General features: G+C 58.2%; 17 protein-coding genes. 10 read left to right on the top strand and 7 right to left on the bottom strand.

Annotation, left to right across the window (positions count from 1 at the left end; translation table 11 throughout):
• Positions 1–84: 84 nt before the first annotated feature.
• From FDP08_RS18205 to FDP08_RS18190, 4 genes are read left to right on the top strand one after another with little or no spacing between them, the layout of a single operon-like run.
• Positions 85–1,521, top strand: a complete 1,437-nt coding sequence (locus tag FDP08_RS18205; protein WP_137437707.1) for a phospholipase D-like domain-containing protein — start codon at positions 85–87, stop codon at positions 1,519–1,521.
• A 19-nt stretch (positions 1,522–1,540) separates the two neighbouring features.
• The gene (locus tag FDP08_RS18200) at positions 1,541–2,638 is read left to right on the top strand and encodes a carboxysome shell carbonic anhydrase domain-containg protein (protein ID WP_137437706.1); all 1,098 of its coding nucleotides are present in this window, start codon (positions 1,541–1,543) and stop codon (positions 2,636–2,638) included.
• Between the two features lie 20 nt (positions 2,639–2,658).
• The gene (locus FDP08_RS18195) at positions 2,659–3,060 is read left to right on the top strand and encodes a PA2779 family protein (protein ID WP_137437705.1); all 402 of its coding nucleotides are present in this window, start codon (positions 2,659–2,661) and stop codon (positions 3,058–3,060) included.
• 12 nt (positions 3,061–3,072) lie between these two features.
• The gene (locus tag FDP08_RS18190; RefSeq protein WP_228263382.1) at positions 3,073–4,065 is read left to right on the top strand and encodes a PA2778 family cysteine peptidase; all 993 of its coding nucleotides are present in this window, start codon (positions 3,073–3,075) and stop codon (positions 4,063–4,065) included.
• On the opposite strand, the gene FDP08_RS18185 is transcribed toward FDP08_RS18190, so the two are convergent.
• On the bottom strand, positions 4,062–4,709 hold the full coding sequence (locus tag FDP08_RS18185; RefSeq protein WP_137437704.1) for a class I SAM-dependent methyltransferase: 648 nt from the start codon (positions 4,707–4,709) through the stop codon (positions 4,062–4,064). The genes FDP08_RS18190 and FDP08_RS18185 overlap by 4 nt on opposite strands.
• Positions 4,710–4,903: 194 nt before the next feature.
• On the opposite strand from FDP08_RS18185, the gene FDP08_RS18180 reads away from it, so the two are divergent.
• The 3 genes from FDP08_RS18180 (at position 4,904) to FDP08_RS18170 (ending at position 8,870) form a co-directional block, all read left to right on the top strand.
• Positions 4,904–5,908, top strand: coding sequence for a helix-turn-helix domain-containing protein (locus tag FDP08_RS18180; RefSeq protein ID WP_228263380.1), 1,005 nt, complete (start codon positions 4,904–4,906; stop codon positions 5,906–5,908).
• A gap of 255 nt (positions 5,909–6,163) precedes the next feature.
• On the top strand, positions 6,164–7,975 hold the full coding sequence (locus FDP08_RS18175; RefSeq protein ID WP_137437703.1) for a choice-of-anchor D domain-containing protein: 1,812 nt from the start codon (positions 6,164–6,166) through the stop codon (positions 7,973–7,975).
• Between the two features lie 70 nt (positions 7,976–8,045).
• Positions 8,046–8,870: a DUF6160 family protein gene (locus tag FDP08_RS18170; RefSeq protein ID WP_137437702.1), complete on the top strand. Its 825-nt coding sequence runs from the start codon at positions 8,046–8,048 to the stop codon at positions 8,868–8,870.
• Between the two features lie 55 nt (positions 8,871–8,925).
• Here the strand turns inward: FDP08_RS18170 and FDP08_RS18165 are convergent, their stop codons facing one another.
• From FDP08_RS18165 to FDP08_RS18150, 4 genes are all read right to left on the bottom strand, one after another.
• Positions 8,926–9,243 (bottom strand): putative signal transducing protein, encoded by a 318-nt coding sequence (locus tag FDP08_RS18165; RefSeq protein ID WP_137437701.1) that lies wholly within the window; start codon positions 9,241–9,243, stop codon positions 8,926–8,928.
• 77 nt (positions 9,244–9,320) lie between these two features.
• A complete protein-coding gene (locus tag FDP08_RS18160; protein WP_137437700.1) occupies positions 9,321–9,698 on the bottom strand; it encodes a thiol-disulfide oxidoreductase DCC family protein in 378 nt (125 codons plus the stop codon).
• Positions 9,699–10,007: 309 nt separating this feature from the next.
• On the bottom strand, positions 10,008–10,421 hold the full coding sequence (arfB, locus tag FDP08_RS18155; protein ID WP_137437699.1) for an alternative ribosome rescue aminoacyl-tRNA hydrolase ArfB: 414 nt from the start codon (positions 10,419–10,421) through the stop codon (positions 10,008–10,010).
• Positions 10,415–11,407: a CobW family GTP-binding protein gene (locus tag FDP08_RS18150; protein WP_137437698.1), complete on the bottom strand. Its 993-nt coding sequence runs from the start codon at positions 11,405–11,407 to the stop codon at positions 10,415–10,417. Before FDP08_RS18150 ends, arfB begins: the two co-directional genes overlap by 7 nt.
• A 140-nt stretch (positions 11,408–11,547) precedes the next feature.
• Here FDP08_RS18150 and FDP08_RS18145 point away from each other — a divergent pair, with 140 nt between their 5' ends.
• The gene (locus FDP08_RS18145; protein WP_137437697.1) at positions 11,548–12,117 is read left to right on the top strand and encodes a DJ-1/PfpI family protein; all 570 of its coding nucleotides are present in this window, start codon (positions 11,548–11,550) and stop codon (positions 12,115–12,117) included.
• 46 nt (positions 12,118–12,163) lie between these two features.
• Positions 12,164–12,532, top strand: coding sequence for a ribbon-helix-helix domain-containing protein (locus tag FDP08_RS18140; RefSeq protein ID WP_137437696.1), 369 nt, complete (start codon positions 12,164–12,166; stop codon positions 12,530–12,532).
• Positions 12,533–12,547: 15 nt separating this feature from the next.
• On the opposite strand, the gene FDP08_RS18135 is transcribed toward FDP08_RS18140, so the two are convergent.
• Positions 12,548–13,240 carry an SDR family oxidoreductase gene (locus FDP08_RS18135; protein ID WP_137437695.1) on the bottom strand — a complete coding sequence of 231 codons (693 nt, stop codon included), beginning with the start codon at positions 13,238–13,240 and terminating at the stop codon, positions 12,548–12,550.
• A gap of 175 nt (positions 13,241–13,415) precedes the next feature.
• Here FDP08_RS18135 and FDP08_RS18130 point away from each other — a divergent pair, with 175 nt between their 5' ends.
• Positions 13,416–14,276, top strand: coding sequence for a PA4780 family RIO1-like protein kinase (locus FDP08_RS18130; protein WP_137437694.1), 861 nt, complete (start codon positions 13,416–13,418; stop codon positions 14,274–14,276).
• Here the strand turns inward: FDP08_RS18130 and FDP08_RS18125 are convergent.
• Positions 14,273–14,668 (bottom strand): hypothetical protein, encoded by a 396-nt coding sequence (locus FDP08_RS18125; RefSeq protein ID WP_137437693.1) that lies wholly within the window; start codon positions 14,666–14,668, stop codon positions 14,273–14,275. The genes FDP08_RS18130 and FDP08_RS18125 overlap by 4 nt on opposite strands.
• Positions 14,669–14,779: the final 111 nt, after the last annotated feature.

The raw sequence follows: 14,779 nt of genomic DNA, 5'->3' as shown, positions 1-14,779 counted from the left end.
GGTGATGAAGAGGGTTTAAAGGACGCCAACCGCCCTTCTGTCGTATAGTTCACAAAATGGACGTCTCCGCCCGGAAGCATAACAATGACATTCAAGTTACTGATTGGTCTGATTGTTCTGGCCATCACAACAACCAGCCTCTACCACTCATTCAAATCCCTCCCTCAGGGGCTCAGCTTCCACGGTGATGAACAGCCGGTTATCAACCCCAGGCTGCTCACCGACAGAACCCTGCACTTCGGCAATGAAGAACCACGGCTGGATCAGGAGATCTTTACAGAAATCTTCAGCCTGATTGCCGATGCACAGCAGTTTGTGTTGGTGGACATGTTCCTGTTTAACGATTTCCGCGCCAACGACAGCCGCCAGATACCGCTGGCCAGCACGCTTACCGATGCGCTGATTGCACGCAAGCAGGCGCATCCCGATATGGAGATCATCGTGATCTCCGATCCCATCAATACGGTCTATGGCGGTACAACTTCCCCCCACTTCGAGCAACTCCGACAGGCTGGCATACCGGTGGTGGAAACCCGCCTGGAACCCCTGCGTGACAGCAATCCGCTCTGGTCCGGATTATGGCGGATTTGCTGTCAGTGGATGGGCAACTCTGCCTCTGGGGGCTGGTTGCCCAATGCGCTGGGAGAACAACCGGTCACCCTTCGCAGCTACCTGGCACTACCCAATTTCAAAGCCAACCATCGCAAAACACTGGTGGTGGACAGCGCTGACGGTTTCACGGCGCTGGTCACCTCCGCCAACCCCCACGATGGCAGTAGCCGCCACAGCAACATTGGCCTGCGATTCGAGGGCCCGGCGGTTGCTGACCTGCTCAGGTCCGAGCGGGCTGTTCTTGCCCTGTCCGGTGCGGACACAACCGCTGTGGACACTGCCCTGGGCAACCTTCCCGCCACTGAGCCTGAATCACCGGAAACCATCAGGATTGTCACCGAATCGGCCATCCTCGCGTCCGCCAGGGAGATTATCGACACTGCGGCACCCGGAGACCGCCTGGACCTGGCGATTTTCTACCTGTCCCATCGCGCCCTTGTGGAGGCGTTGAAAGACGCCCATAAACGAGGCGTGCAGGTGCGCGTGTTGCTGGACGCCAATAACGACGCCTTCGGCCTCAAGAAGAGCGGCATCCCCAATCGCCAGACCGCGATGGAACTCAACAACGCCGGCGTCACAGTACGCTGGTGTCACACCGAGGGTGAGCAATGCCACACCAAGCTTCTTCTGAGGCGCGATTATGATGGCAACGCACAACTGCTGTTAGGCTCTGCCAATTTCACCCGCCGAAATCTGGACGATCTGAATCTTGAGACCAGTGTTCACCTAACGTCGACAACGCATTCGGTAATGGTACTCAAAGCGTCAGGCTTCTTTGACGAGCAGTGGAACCTTGGTCCCGGTGATACACCGGTGATGAGCCTGCCTTACGAAGCCTGGGCGGACGAATCCAGGTTACGATACTGGCAATACAGGTTGATGGAGGCGACGGGACTGTCTACGTTTTAAATTTGAAGAGGTGATTTCAATGAACACACCCGTCCATTCCCGGCCCATTAACGAGCGGATTGACTGGCTGATGGAGCTGAGCCGAAAGCACTCGGCAAGCTTCTGCAGCCCCGAGAACCACCTGGCGCGCCAACGTTACCTGGCGGAACACAACACGCTGATCATTGCCATGAAGTGCATGGATGGCCGCATCCATCTGCCCTATGTGACCCAGACACCGCTGGGCATCATCCACCCCTTTCGCAACCTTGGCGGTATTTTTGACCTCGGCTGGCCGTATCTCGGAGACATGCTTGCCGACACAGTGCAGGAGGCCGTCAGCGCCGGCAGGCGGGTGCTCATTGTCATCACCTACCACTATTCCAAAGGCGCCACGGAACGGGGATGCGCCGGCTTCAACTGCGACCGTGATGCCGCCCGGGCACATGCCTTCAGTATCCGCCGTCAGGTTGAAGCGTTGTTTGGCAGCGGGCACCAGACGGTCTACCCCCTGGTCTGTGGCTTCGAAACCGATGAGGACGCCCTGGTTCTGCACGGTCGCGACGACCTCAGCCTGGACCTGTCCACCATTGCTCCCACCGAGGCCGACAAGGTCGGTTCACGAATAGCAGCCCTGTATCCCGATATGCCGATACCGGTCCAGCGGGACCTGCTACCGCTGGTCCACGGCAACATTCAGCACATTACTGAAATCAGGAAAAGCGACCGGGAACTGAACATTGAGCACCGGGAGTGGGTTATTTGCATCGGACGGGGATTCGATTTTCTGCATGTGCCCAATGTGGCTTTGATCATCGGCCCCTACAGCCCGGACCTGTCGCACCCCATCCGCCAGGCCGCCGGTATCATCAGAGCCAATATGGAGAGCGGCCGGGTACCGGACGACGGATTTCTTTTGCTCTCGTCCGCCCCTTATCTGGAACCTGGAACCCAGAAAGCACGTGCTACTCTCAAGTCCGCTTTTCTATCGGAATTTGCGGCCAATGTTGTTAAACAGGATTTTCCCGAATTGGCAGAGCGTATGGTCACCCGATCAGGTATTCTGAACTGGCCGGAAAGACGCCTCGAAATACAGCCTGCCAAACCGGAGCCGGAACCCGGGAATCGAGTTTCTTAAACGAAAGCAAGGAGAGTGGAATGCAGACTATAAGAAAGCACCTGCGATACGTATCGTTTTTCATGGCGCTCATGGTGGCATTCAGCACCGTCTGGGCAACGTCTGCAACGGCAGGTATGGTTGGCACCGGCGAGCTGCTGACTGAACAAAGCGCCGACCTTGACCGCCAGTCGCTGCTGGACATGCTCGAGCGCGATGAAGTGAAAGACAAGCTCGCGCAAATGGGTGTCAGCCAGGACCAGGTTGAAGAACGCATCCAGAACCTGACACCGGCGGAGCTGTCGGCCTTCGAGCAACAGCTGGCAGAAGCGCCGGTAGGTGAAGACGTCGTAGGCATCATCGTTCTGTTCCTGTTGGTGTTTGTCATCACCGACATGCTGTGTGCCACCAACATCTACCCGTTCATCAACTGCATCCGGTAGCGCGCTGACTTCGTGACTATCGCCGCCCATTCGCACCTGCTTCGAATCGTTACCAGTACTGTTCTGGTAATGATTCTGGCGGGCTGCGCCAGCCGCCCCCAGTGGCCGGAAACAGACACCCTCACCATCGCCTCCGACATGGATCAACGTCGAGTGCTGGAACATGTTCCCTTCTACGCCCAGGAACGCTATCAATGTGGCCCCGCTTCCCTCGCCATGATGCTGAACAGTCAGGGCCTGAACACCCATCCGGACGTGCTCAAGGAACTGGTCTACCTACCGGAACGCCAGGGCAGCCTGAAAGTGGAACTGGTAGCGGCCGCCCGTGCCCATGGACTGCTGGTATACCCACTGGATGGCTCACTGGAAAGCCTGCTGGAAGAAGTGGCTGCAGGTCATCCTGTGCTGGTGATGCAAAACCTGAGGTTTGGCTGGTGGCCACAGTGGCATTTTGCCGTGGTAATGGGGTTCGATGCCGAGGAACGGAACATCATTCTTCATACCGATACCCGTGAGCACCACGAGGAAACCCTGGAAGTGTTCATGGCCACCTGGACTCGCGCTGAAAACTGGGCGGCGGTCATGCTGCCACCCCACCAGCTGCCGGCAACCGCCGAACCGTTGCGCTACCTGATGTCGGCCAACGATCTGGAAAGCACTGGCCGGACCCTGGCTGCAACAACGGCCTATGAGACCGCGGAACAGGCCTGGCCCGATCAGCCCGCTGCCATTATGGGGCAGGGAAATATCGCCTGGGCGCAGGGAAAACAAAAGCGGGCCACGCACCATTACCTGCGCCTGACCCGGAAATTCCCCGGGGTGGCCGCGGGCTGGAACAACCTGGCCCACTCACTGGCAGCCCAGGGCTGCGCCACCGCTGCTGAAACTGCCGCCCGCTGTGCTGCGACGATCAACCCGGAACGCTTTGACGGCGCAATCCCGGAGATAGTGGATCAGGACAGCCCCGGCACATGCCCGGTGCTGGAATGTCCCTCCCCCGACTAACCCTTCTGGAACAGTGCCACGTCCTTGGCCGGAATCTCCAGCGCCCAGCCCTGAGCACTGGCCAACCAGTCCATGGTCGCCCGGCGGTAAAACACAATATGCGTCGGGTCGCGCCGGTAGTGCCAGTTGGCAAAGCGCTCATCATCGGTCTGGAAACAGGTCATCACACCCAGCCAGCCACCGGAGACCAGCAGCCCGTCCAGCTGACGAAAGACCTCAGCCGGACGATGCAGATGCTCCACCACTTCTGTGCAGGTAATAAAATCGTACTGCTGCTTTAGCACGGACTTCTCCGGGTAGAAAAACGGATCATAGACCGTCATCTCCATCCCCGCCTCCCGCAGCATAGCCGCCAGTGCCGGCCCGGGACCGCAGCCGAAATCCAGGCCACGGGCGCCGGGTGCCAGTCGTTCAAGTAGCGGGTTGGTCAGCTTCGAGAGGAAACCTCGGTAGCCTTCGTCCTGCAGGTCGTTATCGTGAAGATCATAGATTGCCTTCTCCTCGCGCTCGCCCAGCCAGCCAGAGTCATCCATGACCGTTGCCTCACAGGTTTCACAGCGGTGATAGCGGATGTCGTTGATTGTCTGGAACGGCACCAGTGCGGGCGTCTCGCAAACCGGGCAACGGGCTGTCAATGGATGCATCTCCTGCAAAACCTAACCAATGTTTCATTGTCATTTCCGGCCATGAAACCAGAACCGTGAACGATGAGCAAAATCAGCGCCCGAAACCCCGCCTATACTGGCCTGACCATAGTGAACCACTGTACGCCGAAAGCGGCAATCCCATTAACAGAAGGCTCCCTGTCATGGAACGAATGGTGGAAACTTCCAGTCGAATGGCTCTTGAAGTCCCCATTATCTCCGCGCGGTATGCCCGGCAGTTTATACGTTTTATGGAACGCAGGGGTGTCAGGCGCCACGCCATTCTGGGCGACACCAATGTCACCAGCGAGATGCTGGAGAACCCGGATGCCTGCCTGTCCATGGGCCAGGTTCTCCAGTTGCTGGGCAAAGCGGAATGGTTAATGGGTGATGAGCGGGCCGCATTTCAGTTCGGCCAGCAACTGGATCTTCCCGCTCATGGGCTGCTGGGCTTCGCCGTGCTGGGCCAGGAAAACCCACGCCGGCTGATCAGCATGATCGTGCAGTATCTCCGGGTTGGCCTGCCGCTGATGGATATGGACCTGAGCTCTACCGGCTCCACGTTCCGTATACGGCTGCAGGACAACTGGGGCCTGGGAGACCTTCACCCCTGCCTGACCAAGATCTACATGGGCAGTATCCACCGGATATCCTCCCAGGTATGCACGCACTTCTGTTTCGAATTCGATTTTGATACCGGTCTGAGCCCCGAACAATGGAACACCATTGCCAGCGATTGTGAATTTCGTTTCAACGCCCCGGCAAGCCAGGTCACCATGCCGCTGTCCGGCCGGCCAATACGCAGTGACGAAACCGGTCTTGAGTTTATCCTGGCCAATGCCCGCTCGCGGGAACATGAACCTTCCGAGCAGGCGGATGAAACCGTTATGCAGGTTCGGGAAATGATCATGAGCCAGCCCGGGCGACCCTGCACCATGGACAACCTTGCTCGCAGGCTCGATATGAGCCCCCGCACCCTCCGCCAACATCTCACAACGGCGGGAACCTCTTTCCGAAAACTGCGGAACGATATTCGCCAGTACTTTGCCACCCTGTATCTTACCGATACCGCTGTCCCCCTGGATTCCATTGCCGAAAAGCTGGGGTTCAGCGATCAGGCCGGATTTACCAAGGCCTACCGGTCATGGACCGGACATACGCCGGGCGATATTCGCCGGCAGGCGCGAGACCGCAAATAAGCCCCACCGGGCGACAACGAGGATTTGAAGAGCGTCACGAAAACGGAAATTCCCCTGCCCTGTCTCCGCTTTGAACAAAAACCCTGCCGGCCTCAGCAATGACCCTGTCCGCCCCCCGGCGGCCTAATACAACGGCGCGGGGGATAAACCGCCGCGCTGACATAAAGGGAGTCATTGCAAGACCGATACAGCAGTCCTCATCGGTGATTTCTGCATACCCATACAACAAAGACTGAAACCCTAGAGGACGAACTCATGAAACTCAGGAAACCCAACAAAAGCGTCCGCACGTTCGGTACGGCGATAGCCGCCGCGGCGCTGATGACCGGTGGCGGCAATGCCTTTGCCGAACCCGTGTCACTGGAACTGGAATTCACCTGCCCATTCCCGTTGATTGGTGATCAGCCGATTCGCGCCCAGATCAGTGCCGATGTCCCCACCCAGGCAACGGTGGGCGAGCCGACCCAGGAATTCACCGTAGACGCACTGACGACGGTGAACGAAGATTCGCGGCTAGGCCTTAAACTGGTGGGTTCTGCCACCATTGAGGGCACCGCCACCAATGAAACAACGGTCGTCACGCCAAATCGCGAGATCGACCTGACGGTGCCCCTGACCATTCCCCAGTCACCCATTCCCGATGAAACCGGCGAATTTACCGTACCGGCCCAGGGTACTTCTCCGGCCATCACCTTTAACGAAGACGATGTTGGTGAGGCCGTCATCACCATCGGCGGTCTTACGCTCGACATGATTGCCCGGGTTGAGAACGGTGATATTGCGCCGGCACCCATCGGCGAGTTTACGTCCGCGTGTGTCCAGAACCCGGGACAGGACAACATCCTGCAAACCATGCAGGTCGTTCCCGACGAGCAGTTTGAGCCACGTATTGCCGTCAGCCCGGAAAGCATCGACTTCGGCACCGTGCAGGCCGGCACCACGGCTGAAGAGGTGGTTACCATCGCCAACACCGGCCAGGCAGAGCTTGGCATCAACAACATCAGCCTCGGTGGAACCGACGCTGCTGCGTTCACTCAGACCAACAGCTGTACAACCGTAGCCTCTGGCGAGAGCTGTGATGTAGCCATTACCTATATTCCGGATGGCGAAGGTGACCAGAGTGCGGTTCTGACCATCGAATCCGGCGATGCCGAGACGCCGTTGGTGGATGTGCCACTGACAGGCACCAGCGTGCTGGCTCCCATACCGGAAATCGTTGTAACTCCGGAAGACATCAGCTTCGGCACCGTGATGCTCGGTGAAACTGCTTCCGCGGAAATCACTATCTCCAACGAAGGCAATGAATCGCTGGTGATCACCGGTATCGATATCAGTGGTGGCAACAGCAGTGATTTCATCCAGACCAACGACTGCACTACCGTCGCACCCGAGGAGGCCTGCACCGTCGACATCAGCTTCACGCCCTCTGCTACCGGCGGTCGTAGCGCTTCCCTAGACATCACCTCCGACGACCCGGCAACCCCGGACGTTTCAGTTCCACTAAGTGGCCAGGGTAACGATGGCACTGGTGACACCCTCGAGGTTCTCCTGGACCTGGCAGGACAAACCGACATCAAGGCCTCCGGCAGCTCACTGCCTCTGTCGGGCAGCATTGCAACCCAACTGGAGCTGGCTACCGGCATGTTCGAAGCGGACCTTGCACTGGATCCCACCCAGGGACAATTCAAGATCCCGCTGCTGTTCAAGAGCCTTACTGCCAACGCCAGGGTGGAGTTCGAGCAGGCAGATATCACTACCGGCACGCTGATCAACGGCAACCTGACCGCCAACTCTTCACTCTACGTGAAAGTTCCCAAAGTGACGGTTCGGCTGTTCGGCCTGAAGATCCCCGTCGGTGGCGGCAGAGACTGCCGCACGGCCGACCCGGTAAGCATCGGGCTGGCATCGGTGGAAGGCACCAACTTCTCACTCTCTGAAGGTGGTGACGTAACCGGTAACTACGATCTGCCAGCACTGCAGAACTGCGGTCCGCTGACCGACGTTCTGAACCAGTTCCTCGCCGGTCCGGACAATGGCATTGACCTGACATTGACCCCGAACCTCTGAGGGAAGTACGGGAGGCCCTGAATGGGCCTCCCGGTTTGTAACAATAACAACACCAGGAAGGATGATAACAATGACAAGCCTGAAGAAGTCAGCGTTAGTGTTAGCCATAGCCGGCCTGCCCTTATGCGGGTATGCCGAACTCAAACCACTGCATGACTCCGACATGGGTCAGATTACCGGTCAGGCCGGTGTAACCATTGAACTGGAAACCCGGGTCACCATGGACGAGTTCACTTACACCGATGAAGGCACGCTGGGCATCAGCGACATCTTCGTTGGCGGTGCCGATCGCATCGACATGTTCGAGGAGTTCACAGCAGCACGGGATGCCATTTTTGGCACCAGCAGCACGGACCTGATCGACAACATCAAGATTGACTTTGATATTGCCGATGACGGCGATGCCATCATCAATGTATTCCCGATTACCGCGCGGCCGGTAGACTTTGCTGTCCGCACCGGCGCCTGGGAGCTGCGAGGCAACAGCGGCGAAAACACCTTGCTGGCGGATAATTTTTCCGCCGAGGGTCTCATTCTCCAGGCCCAGGCAACCGTGGATACCGACACGGACACCCTCAACCTGACCACCCGTTTCGCCATTGACGAGCTGGAGCTGGACGTGCCGTTCCTGGCCATGGGCATTCGTGACATGCGCATCACCGGAGCCGGTTACGACCCGGACAACCCGTCCTTACTGCCACTGTTTACCCTTGTGGACATGGATATCTACAAGGATGCCAATGCGGTCGGCGTCGACAGCCTGGCTATCGACATCAATACCTTCGAAGCCGACATGTCTATCGGCCAGGTCCTGGTTGGCGGAACGTCGATCGGATCGGTGGCACTGGACGACCTTTCCATCCGCAACACATCCATGCGGGTTTACGGCCACTGATGGCCCTGGCTCTCCGGGCATGAGTCCGGAGAGCCAGCCTGCAGAGGAAACGGATTTACAACGCGCCGAACAGGATCACCATCACCACCGCCAGGAACAACAAAAACCAGGTGGCGTAGCGATTGGCCCGGTCTTCAACCTGCTCCGAAGGGGTCTCCGGGGGTGCGGCAGACTCGTATTCGGCGACCAGTGTGCGGGCCTGCAGGTAGTCTTCATCTTCAACGTGGACATTGGTAAACCCCGCAGCACCAATCTCGCCCATGGCACCCTGCAGATAGTGCCCACCAACGTGGGTCTCTATACCCCTTGATTGCAACAGCCCGGCGACAATATGGGCTTCCGCCAGGTCACGGGCACGATAGGCTATTTGCATTGGCAGGCTCCGCAGGTTCAGGGAAATCCTTAACTGAACCCTAGCCTGAATGCGGCCATTCGTCGACCTGCGCCCGGTTACTTCGGCATACGGCCGGTCTTCTCCAGCCGTTCTCCCACCCATTTATGGTAGAGCTTCGCCAGTGCCGGCCGGATCACCGGCAAACCGATCAGCCAGGCGAGTGGTTTCAGCAGCCACACCCGCGACATCAGCAGAATATAGGCGTCCAGTTCACGATGGATATTGCCCCGGCTGTCTTCAACATGCAGCTCCTGGAGCGCGGCCTCCGGCTCAATGCCGCGCTGCTTCAGCTCGTCGTCACGGCCGGTGATATCAACCCACTCTACCGATTCGCCAGTCTTGCCCGCCAGTCGCTCGTAGAGCTTGCGGTCCTTGACGCAGCTTGGACAGGCGCCATCGTAGAACACGCGGAGCTGGTCTTCTGGTGCAGTCATAGCGCTCTCCATTTTTCATCGCATTCACTTGATTACACAATAAATCAATGATTATTGTTATCAAAATAGCCGGAACAGGACATTCCTGAAAATCCGTCTGCCGGGCACTGGCGGGAACCATTTCGTTGCCGGCGCGTCCTTGCGGCAAAAATGGGGGAACATATGGCAACCAGCACCCGGCACAAAGTTCCCGTGGCCAGCCAACGGGAGCGCAGAGATCAGTTCGAGCAACAGGTAATTCATCTGATGGACCGCCTGGCTGGACCAGCTCGATGACCCCTCCCACATGGCCGGGCCTGTGGGCCGGAATCACACCTGAACCTTGCCCCTCAGCGCCTTGGTTTTGCCTTTTTTGGTTTTTTTATCAACACGCCGGCGTTGTGAGCCCTTGGTGGGGCGAGTGGGCCGGCGTGCTTTCTGCAGCTTTACCGCTTCCTGAATCAGTTCTTTCAGGCGCTCAAGGGCGTCTTCTTTGTTCAGCTCCAGGGTGCGGTATTTCTGTGCCTTGATAACAATGATGCCTTCCTTGCTGATGCGCTGGTCAGACAGGCTCATCAACCGCTCCTTGTAGAAGGGCGGCAGGCTGGAGTTGAGGATGTCGAACCGCAGGTGGACAGCAGATGCCACCTTGTTGACGTTCTGCCCCCCGGCCCCCTGGGCGCGGATCTGGGTAAGCTCAATTTCCCAGTCACCCAGTTCAACTGTGTTGGAAATTTTCAGCATGACGGTTCCGTTTGCTCGATGGATTCCCGCAAGCCAGTGTCAAACTCGTCCACATCCAGTTCCTGTTCGCTGATGACCTCCACACGGGACAGCTCCCTGGGCTCGCATTCGGACACCGACAGTGCTCCATCGGCCATATTGATGGTCCGCCATCCCTCGCTGGTATGAACCACAGCCTTGAACCGGACAAAGCGGCTATCCATGGATAACGCCAGCAAGGCTGTTTCGGAAAAAACGGTCTCCGGATGTACCCGCCAGCCGAGGCTGAAGTGGCCCTGGCCCTGGTTACTGACCCGCTGCCAGGGTTCATCCCGGATAGCCGGAACAGGCTCCGGCTCCGTTGAATCATGGTGGTGGTGAGCGTGGGGCGAACCCACCTCTGCCAGAGCGGTTCTGCCATCAAGCCAGCCGATATCCATCCGGCCCTGCCGGGTATGGAACACGGCGGTTTTCGCTGGCTGCAGGCTGGCCACCCAGTCATCAAAGTGAGCAACCTGCTCCGGCCGGCACAGGTCGGTCTTGTTGGCCACGACAATATCTGCGGCGGCAACCTGGTCCTGGAACTGCACATTGTCCAGAACTCTGGGTTCCTCCAGCCGTCTCGGGTCCACCAGGCAAAACACCGGCCCCAGTTGCAATACGTCCTGGTAGTGCTCCCCCGTCAGGGTTTCAATAATCTGGGAAGGATGCCCAAGCCCGGTGGGCTCGATCAGCAATCGGTCCGGCCTGGCTTTATGGATCAACTGATTAAGACCAATCTGCATAGGCAGTCCGGCCACGCAGCACATGCAGCCGCCGGGAATCTCGCGCACGAAAGCGCCTTCTGTTTCCAGCAGGGCGCCATCAATTCCCACTTCACCGAATTCATTCACAAGCACGGCCCACACTTCCCCGTCCGGCTTTTTCTTCAGCAGGTCCAGTATGGCCGTGGTTTTACCCACGCCCAGAAAGCCGAGCACCAGATTGGTGGGTATTGGTGAAGTCATAGATTGCCCGTGTCGGTAAATGAAAGAGTCGGCACAACCAAGTGTTATAACATAACACTGTAGTATTCCCCTAATACCCGCTGTTGCCCGGCCCTTGGTAATGTGAACAGGCTACCATTAACAAGCACAAGGAGAAGGGTATGAGCGGTAAAAAGATACTGATGATTACCGGTGATTTCACCGAAGATTACGAAACCATGGTGCCTTTCCAGGCACTTCAGGCCGTCGGCCACACGGTTCATGCAGTCTGTCCGGACAAGAAGTCGGGAGACACCGTGGCCACGGCCATCCACGATTTTGAAGGCGACCAGACTTACTCCGAAAAGCCTGGCCACCGGTTTGCCCTGAATGCGGACTTTGCGGGGCTCAACCCGGCCGATTACGACGCTCTGGTCGTGCCTGGTGGCCGCGCCCCGGAATACCTGCGCCTGAACGACGACGTGAAAAAGCTGGTGCGCCACTTCTTCGAGACCGACAAACCGGTGGCGGCCATCTGCCATGGTGCTCAGCTACTGGCAGCCGCAGGCGTGCTTGAAGGCCGCGAGTGTTCCGCCTACCCCGCCTGCCAGCCGGAAGTGGAACTGGCCGGAGGCCGCTTCGCCGCCATCGACGTTGACGCCGCGGTGACCGATGGTAATCTGGTGACAGCACCGGCATGGCCGGCCCACCCTCAATGGCTGGCACAGTTCTTCAAACTGCTGGACAAGTGACGGAACGGGGTCGGTACACCGGCCCCGGATTCATGAGGATAACGCCATGTGCAAACTCTTCGTCCACGCGGATTCCGATCTCTGGGTCAGCCGCACCCACTCCCTGCGTATCGACGGTATGGTCACCAGCATTCGTATGGAGAACGCCTTCTGGAATGCACTCACGGAAATCGCCGTCCGGGACGGCATGAACCTGCCCCAGATGATCACAAAGCTCTATCATGAATCCATCGACGCGGGGCACGATCTGGGCAACTTCACGTCTTTCCTGAGGGTATGTGCCATGCGTTACCTCGCGCTGCAGCTCAGCGGCGACATCCCTCGCGACACCCAGGTACCCATAGCCTCACTGGATGCGGACAAGATCCTGTCCAGGAACATCGACCAGAAGCCGCCCAGCGAAGCAACTCACTGAGCGGCAATTGCAGGCCTATTCCACGGGGGGCGTTGGCCGCACCAGGATTTCATTAACATCCACATGCGCAGGCTGGGCTACGGCATACATGACCGCACGGGCGATGTCGTCCGGCTTGAGGGCGTTCGCCGGGCTCTCGTCAAAGAACGGTGTATCAACCATCCCCGGTTCAACGAGGGTGACACGAATGCCGGAGCCCCGCAGTTCTTCTCTTACCCCATAACCGATCGCCGACACTGCCCATTTGGTGGCACTGTACATGGAGCCCGGTATGGTCACCCGGCCAGCGGCAGAGCCGGTCAGCAGCAGATGGCCACGGCTTTTGCGAAGCGCCGGCAAGCAGCACTGAACGGTCAACCCGGCGCCGTAGATATTGGTCAGGATCATGTCTTTCCATACGTCATGATCTGCGCCACTGAAACCACCGGGCTCACCACCGCGGCCTGCATTCACAAACACCGCATCAATCTGCCCGAACGTCGCCATGGCGTTATCGACCATTGCCTGCTGGTCGTCCATGCTCTGAACATCACAGCGGGCGATCATTACCCGCTCGCTGCCTCCGAGTTCGGTTTGCAGCTGTTTCAGCCTGTCTTCAGAGCGGGCTGACAGAACCAGGCGATAGCCCGCCTTCTGCGCTGCGCGTGCCGTTGCCTCACCAATCCCGGATGAGGCACCAGTAATCAGCATAACCGGATCGTTATTCATAGACTTTCTCCTGCGTCAGAGGTTTTGACCAGTGTTGCAGATTAGCTACGGGACCTGAAGCATTTACAGATCACTTCGGGCATGAGGGTTCCGGCGTCAATTTCAGGTAGTATACGCGCAGACATGCCGGCCAAAATGATTTGCCGGCCAGGCAAACCAGGCAACCGACAGATCTATGAAGATACCGAAACGATTACAGCCCCTTGTCGATGATGGCATGGTGGACGAAGTGTTGTACCAGTTGATGAGTGGCAAGGAAGCCGAGGTGTTCGTTGTGCGCTGTGGCGACAGTGTGCGCTGCGCCAAGGTCTACAAGGAGGCGCAGAAGCGCAGCTTCAAGCAGGCCGTGCAATACCAGGAAGGCCGCAAGGTTCGTAACACTCGCCGCGCCCGTGCCATGGGCAAGAAAACCCGTTATGGCCAGAAGGAACAGGAAGACGCCTGGCTGAACGCCGAGGTAGATGCCCTGTACCGGCTGGCTGGCGCCGGCGTGCGTGTGCCGCAGCCATTCGGGTTTGTGGATGGCGTGCTGTTGATGGAAATGATTGCCGATGAAGAAGGCAAGGCCGCACCGCAGCTGGGGGAGGTAACACTGACGCCGGAGCAGGCACGTGCCTACCACGGCAAGGTCATTGCCGACGTGGTACGAATGCTCAGTGTCGGGCTGATCCACGGCGACCTTTCAGAATTCAATGTACTGGTGGATGCCACCGGTCCGGTCATTATCGACCTGCCCCAGGCGGTTAACGCATCCGGAAATAATAGCGCCGAGCAAATGCTGGAACGGGACGTGGACAACATGCGCCGTTATTTCGGCAAGTTTGCACCGGACCTGCTGAATACCGATTACGGCAAGGAAATCTGGGCGCTTTACGAGGCCGGCGACCTGCACCCCGACAGCCGGCTTACCGGTTGCTTCGAGCATGACACGGAAAGCGCGGACGTGGATGAGCTTATGGCGGTTATTGATGCCGCCAAAGAGGAAGAGCGTGAGCGTCAGGAGCGCGCCCGGGATGCCGAGGAAGGCGAAGACTAGCCCGGCTCACCCACAAACTTGCCCACCATCCGGTCAGACAGCATCAGGTGGGCAAGTGCGGGGTATGGCAGATAGTGGCTGAGCAGAAATATCACTGCCGCCATATCCAGCCCGGAAGACAACCCGACGTAGGCCGCCCAGGCAACAAACAGTGCACCGAGAAAGCCTCCATAGGACCACAGCACCCGCGCGCGCTCGTCACCGGTCGGCACCCGCTTCAATATCCGGGCCACCGACCAACTGATATAAGCCGCGATCAACGCCGCAATAACCACCGACACCAACACTCCTGTCAGCCCGAACAGGAATCGCGCCAGGTAGTTGGTAAGAAAAAACAGAACAACTGCGCTGACGGCAATAATGGTTACCCGCGAACGCTTCAGATCTTCCATAGACACTATCCCGGCTTGTTAAATCATATGCTTTGCACTGTTTTAACATTCCGGGCATCAAGAAGCGACTTTGCTTCCGCTACCTTGTGGCCCTCTTGTTCGCCGGTCAGA

Origin of the sequence: Marinobacter panjinensis (assembly GCF_005298175.1) — a bacterium.
In the GTDB taxonomy this organism is placed as follows: Bacteria; Pseudomonadota; Gammaproteobacteria; order Pseudomonadales; family Oleiphilaceae; genus Marinobacter; species Marinobacter panjinensis.
This window is presented reverse-complemented; position numbering and strand designations above follow the sequence as displayed.

What these genes read in the sequence shown, in the direction of transcription:
- FDP08_RS18205 (WP_137437707.1), top strand. Translation starts at nt 85, where the DNA reads ATGACATTCAAGTTACTGATTGGTCTGATTGTTCTGGCCATCACAACA.
- FDP08_RS18200 (WP_137437706.1), top strand. Translation starts at nt 1,541, where the DNA reads ATGAACACACCCGTCCATTCCCGGCCCATTAACGAGCGGATTGACTGG.
- FDP08_RS18195 (WP_137437705.1), top strand. Translation starts at nt 2,659, where the DNA reads ATGCAGACTATAAGAAAGCACCTGCGATACGTATCGTTTTTCATGGCG.
- FDP08_RS18185 (WP_137437704.1), bottom strand. Translation starts at nt 4,709, where the DNA reads ATGCATCCATTGACAGCCCGTTGCCCGGTTTGCGAGACGCCCGCACTG.
- FDP08_RS18180 (WP_228263380.1), top strand. Translation starts at nt 4,904, where the DNA reads ATGGCTCTTGAAGTCCCCATTATCTCCGCGCGGTATGCCCGGCAGTTT.
- FDP08_RS18175 (WP_137437703.1), top strand. Translation starts at nt 6,164, where the DNA reads ATGAAACTCAGGAAACCCAACAAAAGCGTCCGCACGTTCGGTACGGCG.
- FDP08_RS18170 (WP_137437702.1), top strand. Translation starts at nt 8,046, where the DNA reads ATGACAAGCCTGAAGAAGTCAGCGTTAGTGTTAGCCATAGCCGGCCTG.
- FDP08_RS18165 (WP_137437701.1), bottom strand. Translation starts at nt 9,243, where the DNA reads ATGCAAATAGCCTATCGTGCCCGTGACCTGGCGGAAGCCCATATTGTC.
- FDP08_RS18160 (WP_137437700.1), bottom strand. Translation starts at nt 9,698, where the DNA reads ATGACTGCACCAGAAGACCAGCTCCGCGTGTTCTACGATGGCGCCTGT.
- arfB (WP_137437699.1), bottom strand. Translation starts at nt 10,421, where the DNA reads ATGCTGAAAATTTCCAACACAGTTGAACTGGGTGACTGGGAAATTGAG.
- FDP08_RS18150 (WP_137437698.1), bottom strand. Translation starts at nt 11,407, where the DNA reads ATGACTTCACCAATACCCACCAATCTGGTGCTCGGCTTTCTGGGCGTG.
- FDP08_RS18145 (WP_137437697.1), top strand. Translation starts at nt 11,548, where the DNA reads ATGAGCGGTAAAAAGATACTGATGATTACCGGTGATTTCACCGAAGAT.
- FDP08_RS18140 (WP_137437696.1), top strand. Translation starts at nt 12,164, where the DNA reads ATGTGCAAACTCTTCGTCCACGCGGATTCCGATCTCTGGGTCAGCCGC.
- FDP08_RS18135 (WP_137437695.1), bottom strand. Translation starts at nt 13,240, where the DNA reads ATGAATAACGATCCGGTTATGCTGATTACTGGTGCCTCATCCGGGATT.
- FDP08_RS18130 (WP_137437694.1), top strand. Translation starts at nt 13,416, where the DNA reads ATGAAGATACCGAAACGATTACAGCCCCTTGTCGATGATGGCATGGTG.
- FDP08_RS18125 (WP_137437693.1), bottom strand. Translation starts at nt 14,668, where the DNA reads ATGGAAGATCTGAAGCGTTCGCGGGTAACCATTATTGCCGTCAGCGCA.